Source organism: Pseudomonas sp. WS 5059 (assembly GCF_012985525.1).
GTDB lineage: Bacteria > Pseudomonadota > Gammaproteobacteria > Pseudomonadales > Pseudomonadaceae > Aquipseudomonas.
In genome coordinates this window covers 53,948-71,645 of the sequence record NZ_JAAQWO010000005.1, presented here as the reverse complement: position 1 = coordinate 71,645, position 17,698 = coordinate 53,948, and the positions used below count along the sequence as shown (strand labels likewise).

Annotated in this window: 14 protein-coding genes; 7 read left to right on the top strand and 7 right to left on the bottom strand. The window is 60.8% G+C overall.

The window, feature by feature from the left end:
- Positions 1–49: 49 nt before the first annotated feature.
- Positions 50–2,239 (top strand): patatin-like phospholipase family protein, encoded by a 2,190-nt coding sequence (locus HBO12_RS15440; RefSeq protein WP_170042604.1) that lies wholly within the window; start codon positions 50–52, stop codon positions 2,237–2,239.
- 145 nt (positions 2,240–2,384) lie between these two features.
- Here the strand turns inward: HBO12_RS15440 and HBO12_RS15435 are convergent, their stop codons facing one another.
- On the bottom strand, positions 2,385–2,819 hold the full coding sequence (locus HBO12_RS15435) for a MarR family transcriptional regulator (RefSeq protein ID WP_169955894.1): 435 nt from the start codon (positions 2,817–2,819) through the stop codon (positions 2,385–2,387).
- A gap of 121 nt (positions 2,820–2,940) precedes the next feature.
- Positions 2,941–5,070: a DNA helicase RecQ gene (gene recQ, locus HBO12_RS15430; RefSeq protein ID WP_169993290.1), complete on the bottom strand. Its 2,130-nt coding sequence runs from the start codon at positions 5,068–5,070 to the stop codon at positions 2,941–2,943.
- A gap of 274 nt (positions 5,071–5,344) precedes the next feature.
- Between recQ and HBO12_RS15425 the strand changes: the two genes are divergently transcribed.
- The 3 genes from HBO12_RS15425 (at position 5,345) to HBO12_RS15415 (ending at position 9,916) form a co-directional block, all read left to right on the top strand.
- Positions 5,345–5,932: a UPF0149 family protein gene (locus HBO12_RS15425; protein WP_169955890.1), complete on the top strand. Its 588-nt coding sequence runs from the start codon at positions 5,345–5,347 to the stop codon at positions 5,930–5,932.
- Positions 5,933–5,952: 20 nt separating this feature from the next.
- Positions 5,953–6,339, top strand: a complete 387-nt coding sequence (locus tag HBO12_RS15420) for a YbaN family protein (RefSeq protein ID WP_170042603.1) — start codon at positions 5,953–5,955, stop codon at positions 6,337–6,339.
- Between the two features lie 106 nt (positions 6,340–6,445).
- Positions 6,446–9,916: a hybrid sensor histidine kinase/response regulator gene (locus tag HBO12_RS15415; RefSeq protein WP_169955886.1), complete on the top strand. Its 3,471-nt coding sequence runs from the start codon at positions 6,446–6,448 to the stop codon at positions 9,914–9,916.
- Positions 9,917–10,087: 171 nt separating this feature from the next.
- Here HBO12_RS15415 and HBO12_RS15410 read toward each other — a convergent pair whose 3' ends face one another.
- Together HBO12_RS15410 and HBO12_RS15405 are read right to left on the bottom strand one after the other, a co-directional pair.
- Positions 10,088–11,452: a DNA recombination protein RmuC gene (locus tag HBO12_RS15410; RefSeq protein ID WP_170042858.1), complete on the bottom strand. Its 1,365-nt coding sequence runs from the start codon at positions 11,450–11,452 to the stop codon at positions 10,088–10,090.
- 175 nt (positions 11,453–11,627) lie between these two features.
- Complete coding sequence (locus tag HBO12_RS15405) at positions 11,628–11,951, bottom strand: sel1 repeat family protein (RefSeq protein ID WP_169955257.1); 324 nt, start codon at positions 11,949–11,951, stop codon at positions 11,628–11,630.
- 879 nt (positions 11,952–12,830) lie between these two features.
- Here HBO12_RS15405 and HBO12_RS15400 point away from each other — a divergent pair.
- The 3 genes from HBO12_RS15400 (at position 12,831) to HBO12_RS15390 (ending at position 15,254) form a co-directional block, all read left to right on the top strand.
- Complete coding sequence (locus HBO12_RS15400; RefSeq protein ID WP_007898912.1) at positions 12,831–13,055, top strand: hypothetical protein; 225 nt, start codon at positions 12,831–12,833, stop codon at positions 13,053–13,055.
- A gap of 277 nt (positions 13,056–13,332) precedes the next feature.
- The gene (locus tag HBO12_RS15395; protein WP_169955256.1) at positions 13,333–13,815 is read left to right on the top strand and encodes a hypothetical protein; all 483 of its coding nucleotides are present in this window, start codon (positions 13,333–13,335) and stop codon (positions 13,813–13,815) included.
- Between the two features lie 146 nt (positions 13,816–13,961).
- A complete protein-coding gene (locus HBO12_RS15390) occupies positions 13,962–15,254 on the top strand; it encodes an OmpP1/FadL family transporter (RefSeq protein WP_169955255.1) in 1,293 nt (430 codons plus the stop codon).
- A 65-nt stretch (positions 15,255–15,319) separates the two neighbouring features.
- Here the strand turns inward: HBO12_RS15390 and HBO12_RS15385 are convergent, their stop codons facing one another.
- The 3 genes from HBO12_RS15385 to HBO12_RS15375 all read right to left on the bottom strand — a co-directional run bounded on the left by HBO12_RS15385 (position 15,320) and on the right by HBO12_RS15375 (position 17,687).
- Entirely contained in the window at positions 15,320–15,871 is a 552-nt protein-coding gene (locus tag HBO12_RS15385; protein ID WP_170042602.1) for a glutathione peroxidase, read from the bottom strand.
- 150 nt (positions 15,872–16,021) lie between these two features.
- Entirely contained in the window at positions 16,022–17,221 is a 1,200-nt protein-coding gene (locus tag HBO12_RS15380) for an MFS transporter (RefSeq protein WP_170042857.1), read from the bottom strand.
- 61 nt (positions 17,222–17,282) lie between these two features.
- Positions 17,283–17,687: a MarR family winged helix-turn-helix transcriptional regulator gene (locus HBO12_RS15375; RefSeq protein ID WP_170042601.1), complete on the bottom strand. Its 405-nt coding sequence runs from the start codon at positions 17,685–17,687 to the stop codon at positions 17,283–17,285.
- Positions 17,688–17,698: the final 11 nt, after the last annotated feature.

Here is a 17,698-nt window from a genome sequence, read left to right as displayed (position 1 = left end):
ATCGGATGGCTATAATACCGGCCTTTGCCGCCCAGCCCCGAGATTGATGATGCGCCGCCTGTTGTCCTGCCTGCTGCTGTGCCTGCTCCCTGTCCTTGCCCAAGCCGTTGAAACCCCACGCCCGAAAATCGGCCTGGTGCTTTCCGGCGGCGCCGCCCGTGGCCTGGCGCACATCGGCGTGCTCAAGGCCCTCGAAGAGCAAGGCATCCACATCGATGCGATTGCCGGCACCAGCATGGGCGCGGTGATTGGCGGGCTGTACGCGTCGGGCTACAAGATCGACGAACTGGAAAAACTGGCACTGAGCATCGACTGGCAATTAGCGCTGTCCGACGCCCCGCCCAGGGAAGACGTGCCGTTCCGGCGCAAGCAGGATGACCGGGACTTCCTGATCAAGCAGAAACTGAGCTTTCGCGACGACGGCAGCCTGGGCCTGCCCCTGGGCGTGATCCAAGGCCAGAACCTGGCGCTGCTGCTGGAGAGCATGTTCGCCCACAGCAGCAATACCCGCGACTTCGACAAGCTGCCGATTCCCTTTCGCGCGGTGGCCACCGACATCACCAGCGGCGAGAAAGTGGTGTTTCGCAAGGGCCATCTGCCTCAAGTGATTCGCGCCAGCATGTCGATCCCCGCAGTGTTCGCCCCGGTGGAACTGGACGGCCGGCTGCTGGTGGATGGCGGCATGACCGATAACATCCCCCTGGATGTGGCGCGGGAGATGGGAGTCGATATCGCCATCGTGGTGGATATCGGCACGCCGTTGCGCAACCGCAAGCAACTGGCGACGGTGGTGGATGTGCTCAACCAGTCCATCACCCTGATGACCCGCCGCAACTCCGAGGAACAACTCAAGGCCCTGCACCCAGGCGACGTGCTGATCCAGCCACCCTTGGCCGCATATGGCGTGACCGATTTTGGCCGCGCCAAGGACATGATCGACGCTGGCTACCGCGCCACCAGGGCCCTGGATACCCGCCTGGCACGCCTGCGCCCAACCGGGTCGGTGGACGCCGAACTGACCGCCGCCCGCACCCCAGGCCAGCGCAACCCGACGATTACCGCGATCAAGGTGGAGAACGACTCGAAAGTCGGCGACGACGTGATCCGCTACTACATCCGCCAACCTATTGGCGAGCCGCTGAACCTGGCCCGCCTGCAATCGGACATGGGCACCCTATACGGCCTGGATTACTTCGAGCAGGTGCAATACCGCGTGGTGAAAAAAGGCCCGGACAACACCCTGGTCATCAGCGCGCGCGGCAAACGCAGCGGCACCGACTACCTGCGCCTGGGGCTCAACCTGTCCGATGACATGCGCGGCGACAGCGCGTTCAACCTCGGCGCCAGCTACCGCGTCAACGGCATCAACCGCCTTGGCGCCGAATGGCTCACCAGGGTGCAGATCGGCGATCGGCAGGAGCTGTACAGTGAGTTCTACCAGCCGATGGATACCGGCTCACGTTACTTCGTCGCACCCTATATCAGCGCGCAGGCGCAGAACGTCGAACTGATCCTGGATAACGACCCGATCTCCGAATACCGTCTGGAGCGCTATGGGTTTGGCCTGAACGTTGGCCGGCAGATCGGCAACAGCGGCGAAATCCGCTTCGGCGTCGGCGAAGCCTGGGGCAAGGCCGATGTGCGCATCGGCGACCGCGACTTGCCCAGCGTGAGCTTCAACGAGGGCTTCTATGAACTGAAGTACTCCTTCGACTCCCTGGACAACGTGTACTTCCCCCATACCGGTGAAGATATTGGCCTGGCCTACCGCGAATTCGAACCGGGCCTGGGCTCCGACCAGCGCTACCGGCAATGGGAGTTCAAGCTGGACAAGGCCATGAGCCATGGCCCGGACACCCTGGTACTGGGCGGGCGCTACGGGCGCACCCTGGATGATTCCGACGTGGTGATTTCCAGCTTCCTGCTGGGCGGTGCGCGGCAGCTGTCAGGGTTCCGCCAGGATGCGATTTCCGGGCAGAACGTCAGCCTGATGCGCGCGGTCTACTACCGCCGCCTGACCCCACGCTCCTACTTGCCGTTGGACTTCCCGCTGTACCTGGGCGCCTCCCTGGAACGCGGGCGAGCGTGGAACAACGACAATGAGTTCGACAGTGGCTATATCAATGCCGCGAGCATCTTCCTCGGGTTTGATACACCGCTGGGGCCGTTGAACTTCAGCTATGGGTTTAATGATGACAATCAGAAGGCGGTGTATCTGAATCTTGGGCAGACGTTCTAACAACGACGCTTAGCCGAGGTGGAGCAGGCTTGTGTGGGAGCGGGCTTGCTCGCGAAAGCAGTGGTTCAGTCACCGGATACATTGGCTGACACACCTCTTTCGCGAGCAAGCCCGCTCCCACATTTTGATCAGCGGCGTAATCGGATCAGGTCTTTTCCAGGTTCGCCAGAATATGCCCATGCACACGCATGCACACCCGCATCTCTTCTTCATCGACCCCCACAAACAGCTCCTGGCGCAAAGCCGTGGCAATGGTCTCGATTTGATCGATCAACGGCCTTGCTGGATCACACAACACAATGCGCTTGGCTCGCCGGTCTTCCAACACAGCCTGGCGTTGCACCAGGCCCTGGCTCTCCAGGCTGTCGAGCAGGCGCGCCAATGTAGGCCCTTCCACCCCGACACTCTGGGCCAGCTCACGCTGGGTCGGTGCTTCTTCAAAGCGGGCCAGATGCAGCAGCACCAGCCAGCGCGCCTGGGACAACCCCAGCCCAGCCAGGCGGCGATCCAGTTCGGCGCGCCAGCCACGGGACATTTGCGCCAACTGCATGCCAAAACGGTGTTGATCGGTTAACGGCATAAAAAACTCATGGATTAGACTGAAAATAAAGTGTGGCTAATTATTAGTCAGCTAAGCATGACCTATGACAGTAGGCAAGGCTTGCAATGTACTGATTCGTTACATTGTCGTAATTGGCGCATCAAATCTCGAATTCCGACTGCAAAGCGGCCCGCACACAGTACAAAACACCCTCCGGCACCCGCCCGGTGAACAGCGGCGCGATGTCGGACACCGGTGGCAACTCGCCCTCGCCGTCGAGAAACGCATCCTGGATTTCACCCAGCAAATCTTCCGGCAGATCCAGGGCCTGCTCCAGGGACAATTGCTGTTTGCCAATGGACTCGGCCAGCAAGGTGTAGACGTTTTTTTCCGAGCACTGCAACTGCCCGGCGATCTGGATCGGGGTCATGCCGGCGCGGGCCAGGCTGATCAGTTCGTGGCGGATATCGGCGATTTCCTTGGGTGCCTCGGTCTGGCCACCAAGGACCTCCAGGAAGGCCTGGCCATAACGCTCAAGCTTGCGCGCGCCGACGCCACTGACCCGGGCCATTTCGGCCATGGTGGTCGGTTGCTCGCGCAACATTTCCAGCAACGTGGAGTCGGGGAAGATGACGTAGGGCGGCACGCTGTGCTCTTGCGCCAGCTTGCGGCGCAAGGCACGCAGGGCTTCCCACTGTTCGCGCTCTTCGCCCCGCACCAATTGGCTGGCCTGGCTGGTACTGCTGGATTTGGCAGTGGTCTGCGGCTTGAGGTCGCGGCGCAGCTCCAGGCTGACCTCGCCCTTGAGCAGTGGCCGGCAGCTATCGTTCAGGCGCAGGCCGCCGTAGCCTTCCAGGTCGATATCCACCAGGCCGCGTGCCACCATCTGGCGGAACAGCGAGCGCCATTCGCCTTCAGCCCGCGCCTTGCCTACGCCGTACACCGATAGGTGCTGATGGCCAAAGCTGCGGATTTTTTCGTTGTCCTTGCCCAGCAGTACATCCACCAGATGGCCGACGCCATAACGCTGGCCGGTCCGGAAGATCGCCGACAAGCCTTGGCGCGCCGGCTCGGTAGCGTCCCAGGTCTGCACGCCGTCCACACAGTTGTCGCAATGCCCACAAGGCTGGGGCATGTCTTCGTCGAAATAGGCGAGCAAGGTCTGGCGACGGCAGCGGGTTTCTTCGCACAGCGACAGCATGGCGTCTAGCTTGTGCTGCTCCAGGCGCTTGTGGCGCTCATCGCCTTCGGAGTTTTGCAGCATCTGCTTGAGCATCACCACATCCTGCAGGCCGTAGACCATCCAGGCATCCGCCGGCAGGCCATCGCGACCGGCACGCCCGGTTTCCTGGTAGTACGCCTCAAGGGACTTTGGCAGGTCCATATGGGCCACGAAGCGCACGTTGGATTTGTCGATGCCCATGCCAAACGCAATGGTCGCCACCATGATCAGGCCTTCCTCGTTAAGGAAGCGCTTCTGGTGATAGGCCCGCAACTCGTTGGGCAGGCCGGCATGGTAAGGCAGCGCGGGATAACCCTGCTCACACAGGAACGCCGCCACTTCATCGACCTTCTTGCGCGACAGGCAGTAGACGATCCCGGCATCGCTGCGCCGCTCGGAGAGGAACGCCAGCAACTGCTTGCGCGGCTGTTCCTTGGGCACGATGCGGTAAAAGATGTTGGGACGGTCGAAGCTGGAGAGAAAACGCTCGGCGTTCTGCAGGTGCAGGCGCTCGACGATTTCCTCGCGGGTGCGCTTGTCGGCCGTGGCCGTCAGGGCGATGCGCGGCACATTGGGGAACAGTTCGGCCAGTTGCCCCAATTGCAGGTATTCACGGCGGAAATCGTGGCCCCACTGGGATACACAGTGGGCCTCATCGATGGCGAACAGGGAGATCTCCAGGCTCTGCAGGAACGCCAGCATCCGTGGCTGGACCAGACGCTCGGGCGCCAGGTAGAGCATCTTCACTTCGCCACGGCGGATCCGCGCCGCCAGGTCGCGTTGCTGTTCGGCACTCAGGGTAGAGTTCAACGCGGCGGCGGCGACGCCCAACTCTTCCAGGGTGGCCACTTGATCGTCCATCAGCGCGATCAACGGCGAGACCACTACCGCCAGACCTTCACGCAACAATGCCGGCACCTGGAAGCACAACGACTTGCCGCCACCGGTAGGCATCAGGACCAGCGCATCACCGCCGCTGGCCACGCGCTCAATGATCGCACCCTGGCGGCCACGAAAGCTGTCGTAGCCGAAGATGTCCTTGAGGACGCGTTGAGCCTGTTCAAGCATGAAAAACTCCAAATTCCACCGAAATCCCTCTGTACAGGCTGGCTGAAAAAGCGCGCCTGGCCGGGAAATAATCCGTAAGCGAACTTTTCCCGCAACCGCATCCGGCCTGCAGGGGCATCACAAAACGCGGCAGTATACCCGAGCGCTCCCCGGCAAAGGGCGCCACTGACGAATAGCGGCCCATCTGAAAACCTTGCAAATATGCCGTGCGGCTGGCCTGCACGCTCAAGAAGGCCTAGAATTCAGCATCGTTTATTCCCAAGGTAGTCTTTCAATGTCCTTCGCTGAGCAACTAAACCGCCTGCAAGCCTTCCTCGATGCCGATGAGCTGCATGACGAGGCGCTGGACTACGTGGCCGCCCACGGCTACCTGACTGCGCTGTCGATCTGCTCCGAACCGGTGCCTGATCGTGAATGGATCGATGCCCTGTTCGCCGAAGAGCCGCACTACAAGGATGAGGCCCAGCGCACCGAGATCGAAGAAACCCTGCTCCAGCTCAAGGCGCACATCTCACGCCAATTGGCGTCCGATGAGGAGTTCGAGCTGCCCTGCGACCTCGACCTCGGCGAAGAGCCCGACGACTCCGACCTGCGCGGCTGGTGCATTGGCTTCATGGAAGGTGTGTTCCTGCGTGAAGCGGCCTGGTTCGAAACCGCCGAGGAAGAAGTCAGCGAAATGCTGCTGCCGATCATGGTCGGTTCCGGCCTGTTCGACGACCAGCCTGAGTTCGCCGATATCGCCAGCGACGCCAACCTGATGGACGACATGATCGTACAGATCCCGGAAGCACTGACCGCCCTGTACCTGCTGTGCAACGCCCCCGACGAAAAACCGGCGATCCTCAAGCCTCGCCACCACTGAGTACCCCGCCCGTGGCGCCCATGGGCAACCGCTCCCCGATTGTGCACTACGTGCTGCTGGCCATTGGCTGGTTGAGTGTCGCACTCGGGGTGATCGGGATCTTCCTGCCGGTCTTGCCGACCACCCCCTTCCTGCTCCTGGCTGCCGGCTGCTTTGCCCGCAGCTCCCCGCGTTTCTATGACTGGCTGGTGAATCACCCGCGCCTTGGTCCGTGGATTCGCGACTACCTGGACGGCAACGGCATTCCATTAAAAGGCAAGGTGTACGCCATCGGCCTGATGTGGCTGAGCATCGGCCTGTCCTGCTACCTGGTGCCATTGCCCTGGGCACGCGGGTTCATGTTGACCAGTGCGGTGCTGGTGACGATCTACATCCTGCGTCAGAAGACCCTACCTCTACGTTCGTAGGAACCGCCCCTACACGACCTTCGTCGACACTGACTAACCCCGGCCATCATGCGAGACTGTCGCCCCGGGCCTGGAATGCCCGGGTGTTCTTATGTCCGGAGTACTCATGACGCTGTCCAGCGGGCTGATCGCCGCCGTTGCCCTGGCCTACATGGCCATTATGTTTGCCATCGCCTTCTACGGTGACCGCCGCCGCGCGCCGCTGCCGCCACGGGTGCGCGCGTGGGTGTATAGCCTGTCGCTGGCGGTGTACTGCACCAGTTGGACCTTCTTCGGCGCTGTGGGCCAGGCTGCTGAACAGCTGTGGGCATTTTTACCGATCTACCTGGGCCCCGTCCTGCTTCTGGTGCTGGCGCCCTGGGTCCTGCAAAAGATGATTCTGATCAGCAAGCAGGAAAACATTACCTCCATCGCTGACTTTATCGCTGCGCGCTATGGCAAATCCCAGTCCCTGGCGGTGGTCGTGGCGCTTATCTGCCTGGTCGGCGTGCTGCCTTATATTGCCCTGCAACTCAAAGGCATCGTGCTGGGGGTCAACCTGCTGATTGGCGCCGGTGCCGATGCCACCGGCACGCGGGCCCAGGACACCGCCCTGATCGTGTCTCTGGTGCTGGCACTGTTCACCATCGTATTCGGTACCCGCAACCTCGACGCCACGGAGCACCACCGTGGCATGGTGCTGGCGATTGCCTTCGAATCCCTGGTCAAGCTGTTCGCATTTCTCGCCGTCGGTGCGTTTGTTACCTACGGCCTGTACGACGGTTTCAACGATCTGTTCAGCCAGGCCATGCTCGCGCCGAGGCTGGAGGAGTACTGGAAAGAGACCGTCAACTGGCCGTCGATGGTGGTGCAGACTGGCGTGGCGATGATGGCGATCATCTGCCTGCCCCGCCAGTTCCACGTCACCGTGGTGGAGAACATCGAGCCCCAGGACCTGCGTCTGGCCAAGTGGGTGTTCCCCGCGTACCTGGTGCTGGCTGCGCTGTTTGTGGTGCCGATTGCCCTGGGCGGCAAAATGCTGCTGCCCGGCTCGGTGCTGCCGGACTCCTACGTGATCAGCCTGCCCCTGGCCGAAGCCCATCCGGCCCTGGCGCTGCTGGCGTTTATTGGCGGCGCTTCGGCGGCGACCGGCATGGTCATCGTCGCGAGCGTGGCGCTGTCGACCATGGTTTCCAACGATATGTTGCTGCCCTGGCTGCTGCGCCGCACCAACGCCGAGCGCCCGTTCGAAGTCTTCCGCCACTGGATGCTCTCGGTACGCCGGGTCAGCATCGTGATTATCCTGCTGCTGGCCTATGTCAGTTATCGCCTGCTCGGTTCCACCGCCAGCCTGGCGACCATCGGCCAGATCGCCTTTGCTGCGGTGACCCAACTGGCACCGGCGATGCTCGGCGCACTGTACTGGAAGCAAGCCAACCGACGCGGCGTGTTTGCCGGCCTGGCGGCAGGCACCTTCCTGTGGTTCTACACCCTGGTGTTGCCGATTGCCGCCCATAGCCTGGGCTGGTCGCTGAATATCTTCCCGGGCCTGGCCTGGCTGCACGGCAACCCGCTGGGGCTGCCGATCACGCCACTGACCCAGGGTGTGGTGCTGTCTTTGGCCGGTAACTTCACCCTGTTTGCCTGGGTCTCGGTGCTGTCGCGTACACGGGTGTCGGAGCATTGGCAGGCCGGGCGCTTTATCGGCCAGGAAACCAGCCAGCGCGCCAGCGCCCGCTCCATGCTGTCGGTGCAGATCAATGACCTGTTGAGCCTGGCCGCGCGGTTTGTTGGCGAGGAACGCGCGCAGCAGAGCTTCATCCGCTTCGCCTATCGCCAAGGCAAAGGCTTTAACCCCAACCAGAACGCCGACAACGACTGGATTGCCCACACCGAACGGCTGCTGGCTGGCGTGCTCGGCGCCTCATCCACACGGGCGGTGGTGAAAGCGGCCATTGAAGGCCGCGAAATGCAGCTAGAGGACGTAGTCCGTATCGCAGACGAAGCCTCCGAAGTGCTGCAGTTCAACCGGGCGCTGTTGCAAGGCGCCATCGAGAACATCACCCAGGGCATCAGCGTGGTGGATCAGTCCCTCAAGCTGGTGGCCTGGAACCGTCGCTACCTGGAACTGTTCAACTATCCCGACGGCCTGATCAGCGTCGGCCGGCCGATTGCCGACATTATTCGCTACAACGCCGAGCGCGGGCTGTGCGGCCCGGGTGAGGCCGAAGTCCACGTGGCGCGGCGCCTGCACTGGATGCGCCAGGGCCGGGCACATACGTCGGAACGGCTGTTTCCCAACGGCCGGGTGATCGAGTTGATCGGCAACCCGATGCCGGGCGGGGGGTTTGTCATGAGTTTTACTGACATTACTGCGTTCCGCGAGGCCGAGCAGGCTCTGACCGAGGCCAATGAAGGGCTGGAACAGCGGGTCACCGAGCGCACCCATGAACTGTCGCAACTGAACGTGGCCCTGACCGATGCCAAGGGCGTGGCCGAGTCGGCAAACCAGTCGAAAACCCGCTTCCTCGCCGCCGTCAGTCACGACCTGATGCAACCGTTGAACGCGGCGCGACTGTTCTCGGCCGCCCTCTCCCACCAGAGCGAAGGCTTGTCCGGCGAGGCCCGGCAACTGGTGCAGCACTTGGACAGTTCGCTGCGCTCGGCCGAAGACCTGATCAGCGACTTGCTGGATATCTCCCGCCTGGAAAACGGCAAGATCAACCCTCAGCGCCAGCCGTTTGCCTTGAGTGAACTGTTCGACGCCCTGGGCGCGGAGTTCAAGGTGCTGGCCCAGGAGCAAGGCTTGAGTTTCCGCCTGCGCGGCAGCCGCTTGCGCATCGACAGTGATATCAAGCTGCTGCGGCGAATCCTGCAGAATTTCCTGACCAACGCTTTTCGCTATGCCCACGGCCCAGTACTGCTGGGTGTAAGACGGCGTCGCGGCGAACTGCGCTTGGAGGTGTGGGACCGTGGCCCAGGCATCCCGCTGGATAAACAGAAAGTCATCTTCGAAGAGTTCAAGCGCCTGGACAGCCACCAGACCCGTGCCGAAAAGGGCCTGGGGCTTGGCCTGGCCATTGCCGACGGGCTGTGCCGCGTGCTCGGTCACCGCTTGCGCGTGCGCTCATGGCCAGGCAAAGGCAGCGTGTTCAGCGTCAGTGTGCCGCTGGCCAAGGCACAGACCAGCTTGCAGGTGCAGGCCACACCGGACAAGGGCCTGCCACTGAGCGGCGCCCAGGTGCTGTGCGTGGACAACGAAGACAGCATCCTGATTGGCATGCGCAGCCTGTTGAGTCGTTGGGGCTGCCAGGTCTGGACCGCACGCGACCAGGCGCAATGCGCGGCGTTGCTGGCCGAGGGCATGCGCCCGCAATTGGCATTGGTGGATTACCACCTGGACCACGGCGAGACCGGCACGGAGTTGATGGGCTGGCTGCGCGCGCAACTGGCGGAGCCGATTCCTGGGGTGGTGATCAGCGCCGATGGCCGTCCGGAGATGGTGGCCGAGGTACATGCAGCGGGGTTGGATTACCTGGCCAAGCCGGTAAAACCGGCGGCATTGCGCGCACTGCTGAACCGGCATTTGCCGTTGTAACGTTCGGGTGCTGGCTTGCCGTAATACCGCTCAGTTAAGTGAACGAGCCCCCCTGTAGGAGCGGGCTTGTCGGATCGCCGCATCGCCGCGAAGACGTCGGCCCAGCAAACATTGATGTTGACTGACCCACTGCTTTCGCGAGCAAGCCCGCTCCCACATAGAGTTCTGTGTCTAGTCAGGTAGCTGGGCGACGCCATCTTCGTCAGTCATCGCTTTTTCCAACAGATCGGCAGGCAAGCCTTTACTGGCCCGCGCACCCAGCAGCTTGAGTTGCTCCACCCGGCTGACCAGATTGCCGCGACCATCTGTGAGCTTGTTGCGCGCAGCACTGTAAGCCTTATCCAACTGCTGTAATCGATTGCCGACTTCATCCAGGTCCTGGATAAACAGCACGAACTTGTCGTACAGCCAGCCGGCGCGTTCGGCGATTTCCCGGGCGTTCTGGCTTTGCCGCTCCTGCTTCCACAGGCTGTCGATCACCCGCAGGGTCGCCAGCAAGGTGGTCGGGCTGACGATCACGATATGGCGATCGAAGGCCTCCTGGAACAGGTTCGGCTCGGCCTGCAAGGCGGCCGAAAACGCCGCCTCGATGGGTACGAACAACAACACGAAATCCAGGCTGTGCAGGCCTTCCAGGCGCTTATAGTCCTTGCCGGCCAAGCTTTTGACATGATTGCGCAACGACAGCACATGCTGCTTGAGGGCGGCCTGGCCGATCACCTCGTCATCGGCCGCCACGTACTGCTGATAGGCGGTCAGGCTGACCTTGGAGTCCACCACCACCTGCTTGTCGCCCGGCAACATGATTAGCACGTCCGGCTGGAAACGCTCGCCATCCGGGCCCTTGAGGCTGACCTGGGTCTGGTACTCACGGCCTTTCTCCAGGCCGGCATGTTCCAGCACGCGCTCCAGAATCAGTTCGCCCCAGTTGCCCTGGGTCTTCTGTCCCTTGAGGGCGCGGGTCAGGTTGGTGGCTTCGTCCGACAGGCGCAGGTTCAATTGCTGCAGGCGCTCCAGCTCCTTGCCCAGGGAAAAACGCTCGCGCGCTTCATTCTGATAGCTTTCTTCCACGCGCTTTTCGAACGACTGGATGCGTTCCTTCAACGGGTCAAGCAATTGCCCCAGACGCTGCTGGCTGGTTTCGGCAAACCGCTGCTCACGCTCATCGAAGATTTTCCCGGCCAGCTCGGCGAACTGCGCACGCAATTCATCCCGCGAGCCTTGCAAGTCGTTGAGGCGTTGTTGATGGCTGTCCTGCTGCTCACGCAGTTCGGCGCGCAGGGAGGCCGACAAGGCATCCAGGCGGCGTAGCTCACCTTCCTTGGCGGAGCGCTCGATGTTCCAGGCGTGGGCCGCATCCCGCGCGTTATCGCGATCGATTTGCAGCAACTCGACTTCCCGGCGTACCGCTGCCAGATCCGCCTGCTTGGCCGCATTGGCCTGGCTCAGGTCGCTGATCTCGTCGCGGCTGGCGTCCAGTTGCGCGGCCAGGCCTTCCTGGGCCAGTTGCGCAGTGGCCAGGCGCTCTTCCAGCAGTTCCCAACCGGTACGGCGTGCGTTCAGGCGGCGCTGGATCTGCCAGCACAGGACCGATAGAGGCAACGCCGCAGCGGCGAGACCCAGTGCCACACTGGTCCAGTCAAAAGCCATAGCCATTCCTGCCATTACGGTAAAAGAGGAAGGTTAACCAAGCAGGCGCTTCGTGGACAGCTCAGTCTTTGAGCTGACCCAATTCACGCTGGGCGCCCACGTCGCCGGCACGGGCGGCCTGGCGCAGGAGGTCATGGCCGATGCGGCGGTCCCGGGCATTGCCGCACTCGCGACACATCAACAGGCCCAGGCGGCTCTGTGCCACGACCACACCTTCACGAGCCGGCTGCTTGAGCAAACGTCCGGCGAAATGCTTGATATTGGGGTTATCGCCGATGCGCGGGCTATCCAGCAGCCACAAGGCGACCTTCAAGGAGAAACGCTTGGGCGGGGTAACACTAGCAGGGTTGTCGGTAACAGAAGGTGATACTGAGCGAAACTTCATAAAGCACTGTAGGGCAGAACGGAAGGCGCGCCACTCTACTCCTTTTTTCGTACGGGTAAAGCTGAAAAAACCCTGCACGCCCGTTCTAGAGCAAGCGCTCGGGACAATCCACAGAAGCTGTGGATAACTCAGTGGACAACCGTGCTTTAACTCGCGCAAAGGCCCATGGAATGGGGGCCGCGCTTAAACTGACGATTTTTTCACCAATAAAAAAAAGCCAGGTTTTTCATTGACTTAAATTTTCGATGCAGGCATTCGTGGGTCAATCGGGCCGCGCACCATCCTGGTGACACACTGCGCAACCAATGTGCACAACTACCTGCCTGGCGGTTATATCCCCACCCTCACACGGCGCAAAACGTTACGCCGGTGACACACTAGCCCGGACCGAGGCCTGGCCCCCAATAAAGTATTTTGGCTAACACACTTGCTTTACCTGTTTCAAGCCATTACTATCTGCGGCGTTAGTACCAAGCTGAAAGTCAATTCTGGTCGAACAAATCCCCGCGATGTAGCTTCCCTAAAGAGAAGTTCTGTCAATCTTGATGGGATCGACCACCTCGATGGTTTCCAGGTATCACTTGCGACGACACTGCCTTTGAACAATGCAAAGGGTGTCGCGAAGTTTCCATACTCTGACCGAACCAACCTGCAAATTGATCAGGATCTTCACCCTGGGCCCAGAACCTTTGCCCCTGTTGTGTTGCCTGCCCTCCTAAGTACCTACCTGCCAGCCCAAGCGCGCCAAACTATTTAGCGCTTCAAACTGGCTGCTTTGTTCCAGTCGGGTTCTTCGCATGATCAATGGTGATCAGCGTCACTGGAACGTTTTAACGTTGCACGGATCTTATCCGTGTCATTTGTAGGAACACCAACAATATGTCCACTCAAATCCATACTCAGGATGCCATTCGCACCCTCACCAATGCTTTTGCCCCAATGAACTGCCTGATCATGGCCGCTCGCAAAGGCTGCTTCAGCTTCACCCTGGTCAACGAACACGGTATCGCTCGTCACAGCGAACGCCTGTACCCCGATCAATACTCCAGCGCAGAACCGCTGCAGGCCGTGATCGAGCGTACCCGTCAGGCCCTGGTTGCCTGATTGACCCGACGCTGAACATCGAAAACCCTGCCCGCAAGGCAGGGTTTTTTATTGCCCGCGATTCGGTTTTTCAGCAGTTCCTTTTAGGCCAAACAGATATAACGCTTATAACCACCGGCCGGAAATATTTTAAAAACAGTCCTTTACGTCGTGAATCTGACACTACACTTCAACTCAGGCGGCATGATCCGCCTCCGGCGAGCCTGAGATCCGATTCACCGCTGCCAAGCCCCCCTTCTCAGGCCTCGTCGACCACTTTCAAGGTTTCGAGGGTTTTATGGGCATTGCCGCCGGCGAATTGTGTCGTTATGTGATCCGACCCACGCTGATTTACCTCGGTCGCCACAGCCAGACAGCAGAAACCCTGCTGCTGGGAGTTGCCGCCAGCCAATCGGAACTGGGTTCTGCCTTGCACGACCGGCGCGGCCACGGCCTGTATCGCATCACCGAACCGCGTCACAGAGCCCTGTGGGACAACTACCTGGCCCTGGACCCCGAGCGTGCAAGCCTGGTGCGCGGCCTCGCCAGCCAGCATGCCTTCCTCAGCGGGCCGCAGCTGGAGCTGGCGGTCAACCTGCGTTACGCCACCGCCATCGCCTGGTCGCTGGTGGAACAACATCGCCCCGAGCTGCCCCAACCCGACGACCTGCTGGCCATGGCGCGTATCTGGAAAGAAATATTTCACCCCCAGGGTCGGCTGCGCGATTACACCCAGGCCTGGCAAACCTGTGTAAACCCAATGAATCAGGTCGCCTGCTGATCGGGCACTTTGCAAGATTCGGCAAAAAGCGGCAATTTTGGTCGGATTGTCCTACAAAACCGCTCTATCTCCTATATTACAGCCTATAGCGCTAAGTTAATTTTATTGATACTTTCCGCAGCGGTGATCACCACGGAGTTCTAATAATGAAAAAAGTAATGCTCAAGACCACACTTAGCCTCGCCGTTGCCATGGCCTCTTCCCAACTGTTCGCAAGCGGCTTTGCCCTCAACGAACAGAGTGTTAGCGGGATGGGTACCGGTTTCGCAGGCCGTTCTTCTTCTGCCGATGATGCAAGCACTGTTTTTGGCAACCCTGCCGGTATGGCTCGCCTTGAAGGCCAGCAAGTCACAGGCGGTGTTGCAGCGATTGATGCCACGACCAATATCAGCCAGGTCAGCGGCAACACCAACACTTCCGGTAGCAACAAAGGCGATATGGTGCCTTTCACTGCCGTGCCGTTCGGCTTTTACACCAACAAACTCAACGAGCAGTGGGCAGTCGGTTTCGGCGTCTATGCACCGTTCGGCCTGGTCACTGACTACGAACGTGGCTTCCAGGGTCGCGGCTTTGGCAGCAAGAGCGAAGTGAAGGTCATTACCTTCCAGCCAACTGTCAGCTATGCCTTCAACGACCGGGTGTCCGTAGGTTTCGGTCCGACCTTCAACCGCATCGCCGGTACGCTGGAGTCGGATGTTTCGCTGCCGCAAGTGCCTAACGCCGTCAACAACATCAAGATCAAGGGTGACGATACCGCCCTGGGCTTTAACGTTGGCGTGCTGGTACAAGCCACCGACACCACTCGCGTGGGCCTGACCTACCACTCGAAAGTGAAGTACAAGCTCGAAGGCCACACCGAAGTGTCCCCAGGCACCGGCGTTCCAGGCCAGTTGCTGCGCGGCAACCGCTACGACGCTTCGCTGAAGATCGACACCCCTGAATCCTGGGACCTGTCGGTGACCCAGGACATGAGCGATGCCTGGAAGCTGTATGCCGGTGCGACCTGGACACGCTGGAGCCGCCTGAAAGACATCACCGTCAACAACGAAGGTGTCACTGCGGGCAACGGCGGCGGTGCAGCACCACAGCTGGTGGGCACCATCACGGAAGAACAGAACTGGCACGACACCTGGGCTTACGCAGTCGGTACCTCGTACCAACTGACCAAGCAAGTGGTCCTGCGGACCGGCCTGACCTTCGACCAGTCGCCTACCAACAACACTAATCGTTCGCCACGTATCCCTACCGGCGACCGGACAATCTTCAGTGTTGGCCTGGGCTACGCGGTCATGGATAACATGACCATCGACCTGGCTTACTCGTACCTCCAGGAAGAAGACATCAAGGTCAACAGCCACAACAAGCTGGGCCAGACGTACAACGCCAAATATGAAAACAGCGCCAACGGTTTTGGCCTGGGCATGACGTACAAGTTCTGATCCAACGCTGCATAAAAAAGCCCCGCTCTCCTGCACAGGAAGCGGGGCTTTTTAGTGGCCGATAATCAGGGCTTGGACGCCAGCGCCTGCTCCACAGCCTCGATCAGCTCCGGGCTGTCCGGCTTGGTCAGGCTGGAGAAGCTGGCGATCACCTTGCCCCGGCGATCTACCACGTACTTGTAGAAATTCCATTTCGGCGCGTTGCTTTGTTCGGCCAGGACCTTGAACAGGTGTACCGCATCAGGGCCCCTGACCTTCTGTGGCTCGGTCATGGTGAAGGTCACGCCGTAATTCACGTAGCAGACCTTGGCCGTCTCCTCGCCCGTCTTGGCTTCCTGCTTGAAGTCATCGGAAGGCACGCCAATCACTTCCAGGCCATCGCCCTTGTAGCGCTGATACAACGCCTCCAGGCCCTTGAACTGCGGGGCGAACCCACAAAAGCTGGCGGTATTGACGATCACCAGAGGCTTGCCGGCAAAGCGCTGGCACAGATCGATGGATTCCTTGGCACGCAACTTCGGCAATTGGCCTTCAAGCAACGTCGGGCAATCGGCGGCCATGGCGACACCACCAAAGGCCATCATCAGGGCGGGTACTGCAAGCCAACGCATTAACATGTGGGGTGTCCTTGGACAAAGTCAGGCAAGCAACTTAACAGATCGACATACCCAGTTGCATCAACGCCAGCCCGCTGCGCTGCCAGCCCCACCAGGCCAGCAGCAACAACGTCAGCAGGCCGGCTGCGCCAACCCAGTACCCGATCGAGTTCATGCAACCCCCATCTGCGCTTGCAACCTGGCCACAGGTCGCTCACGCACAGGCCAGTTAAGGGCGGCCGCGACCAGGCTCAAGACGATCGCCACCTGCCAGATCAAATCGTAGCTACCGGTTCGATCATAGACCACGCCCCCCAGCCAGCCGCCGAGGAACGAGCCCAACTGATGGAACAGGAACACGATCCCACCCAGCATCGACAGGTTTCTTACGCCAAACAAGGTCGCCACGGTGCCATTGGTCAGCGGCACGGTCGACAGCCACAAAAAGCCCATGGCCATGCCGAACAGGTAGGCACTCATTTGCGTCACCGGCGCCCACAGGAACAACACGATCACCACCGCCCGCAGCAGGTACAACGCGGTAAGCAAACGTGGCTTGGACATCCGCCCGCCGAGCCAGCCTGCGGTGTAGGTGCCGAAGATGTTGAACAGGCCGATCAGCGCCAGCACCGTGGTGCCGACGGTCGCCGGCAGATGCTGGTCCACCAGGTAGGCCGGCAAGTGCACACCGATAAACACCACCTGGAATCCGCAGACAAAAAAGCCAAAGGCCAGCAACCAGAAACCGGAATGGGAACAGGCTTCGTGCAGGGCCTCGCGCAGGGTTTGCTGGCCTGCCACCGCCGGCAGCGGGCGGTCCTTGATCATCGTCACCAGCGGCACGATCAGCGCCACCAGCAGGCCCAGCATCAGCAAGGCGGCGGACCAGCCCAGCCAGCCAATCAGGCCCAGGGTGCCCGGCAACATGGCGAACTGGCCAAAAGACCCGGCGGCGCTGGCAATGCCCATGGCCATGCTGCGTTTTTCCGGGGCCACGGCACGCCCGACCACGCCGAGGATCACCGAGAACGAGGTACCGGACAGGCCGATCCCGATCAACAAGCCGGCACTCAACGACAGCGACCACGCCGAATCGGACAACCCCATGAACACCAGGCCCAAGGCATACAGCACGCCACCGATCATCACGACTTTGGCCGCGCCAAAGCGGTCGGCCAGGGCCCCGGTGAACGGCTGCGCCAGGCCCCAGATCAGGTTCTGCAGGGCGATGGCGAAGGCGAAGGTTTCACGACCCCAGCCAAACTCGGCGCTCATGGGCGCCAGGAACAGGCCAAAGCCATGTCGCACGCCCAGGGAAAGGGCCAGGATCAGCGCACTCCCGACAAGAATCCAGCCACTGGTACGCCACATCGAGGTCATTATTATTCTCCGCTACGGGTATATACCCGCTTGTATTCGAACAAGCCCGCTTTTAAGCGAGTTCATCCAGCAAGGTCAACAGGGTTTCGCGTTTTTGCACGCCTAACTTATCAATCAGTTTCTGCTGCGCCGCTTCCCAGGCCGGCAACGCGGCCGCCAGGCGCTGTTTGCCTTCCTCCGTGAGCACGACCAAACGGTTGCGCAGGTCATCGCCCTCCACCAACCGCACCAGGCCTTCACCCTCCAACACCCGCAGGTTACGCCCCAGGGTGCTGCGATCCAGGCCCATCGCATCGGCCAGGGTAGAAATACTCGGCTGGTTCAGGCGCTGCAGGTTACACAGCAAGGAATACTGGGCGACGTTGATCCCGAAGCCATCGAGGGCGCCGTCATAGTGCCTGCTGACGCCACGGGCGGCACGACGCAGGTTGGTGCATAAACATTGGGAGGCAAGCATGGAACGTGTAT

What these genes read in the sequence shown, in the direction of transcription:
- HBO12_RS15440 (WP_170042604.1), top strand. Translation starts at nt 50, where the DNA reads ATGCGCCGCCTGTTGTCCTGCCTGCTGCTGTGCCTGCTCCCTGTCCTT.
- HBO12_RS15435 (WP_169955894.1), bottom strand. Translation starts at nt 2,819, where the DNA reads ATGCCGTTAACCGATCAACACCGTTTTGGCATGCAGTTGGCGCAAATG.
- recQ (WP_169993290.1), bottom strand. Translation starts at nt 5,070, where the DNA reads ATGCTTGAACAGGCTCAACGCGTCCTCAAGGACATCTTCGGCTACGAC.
- HBO12_RS15425 (WP_169955890.1), top strand. Translation starts at nt 5,345, where the DNA reads ATGTCCTTCGCTGAGCAACTAAACCGCCTGCAAGCCTTCCTCGATGCC.
- HBO12_RS15420 (WP_170042603.1), top strand. Translation starts at nt 5,953, where the DNA reads ATGGGCAACCGCTCCCCGATTGTGCACTACGTGCTGCTGGCCATTGGC.
- HBO12_RS15415 (WP_169955886.1), top strand. Translation starts at nt 6,446, where the DNA reads ATGACGCTGTCCAGCGGGCTGATCGCCGCCGTTGCCCTGGCCTACATG.
- HBO12_RS15405 (WP_169955257.1), bottom strand. Translation starts at nt 11,951, where the DNA reads ATGAAGTTTCGCTCAGTATCACCTTCTGTTACCGACAACCCTGCTAGT.
- HBO12_RS15400 (WP_007898912.1), top strand. Translation starts at nt 12,831, where the DNA reads ATGTCCACTCAAATCCATACTCAGGATGCCATTCGCACCCTCACCAAT.
- HBO12_RS15395 (WP_169955256.1), top strand. Translation starts at nt 13,333, where the DNA reads ATGGGCATTGCCGCCGGCGAATTGTGTCGTTATGTGATCCGACCCACG.
- HBO12_RS15390 (WP_169955255.1), top strand. Translation starts at nt 13,962, where the DNA reads ATGAAAAAAGTAATGCTCAAGACCACACTTAGCCTCGCCGTTGCCATG.
- HBO12_RS15385 (WP_170042602.1), bottom strand. Translation starts at nt 15,871, where the DNA reads ATGTTAATGCGTTGGCTTGCAGTACCCGCCCTGATGATGGCCTTTGGT.
- HBO12_RS15380 (WP_170042857.1), bottom strand. Translation starts at nt 17,221, where the DNA reads ATGTGGCGTACCAGTGGCTGGATTCTTGTCGGGAGTGCGCTGATCCTG.
- HBO12_RS15375 (WP_170042601.1), bottom strand. Translation starts at nt 17,687, where the DNA reads ATGCTTGCCTCCCAATGTTTATGCACCAACCTGCGTCGTGCCGCCCGT.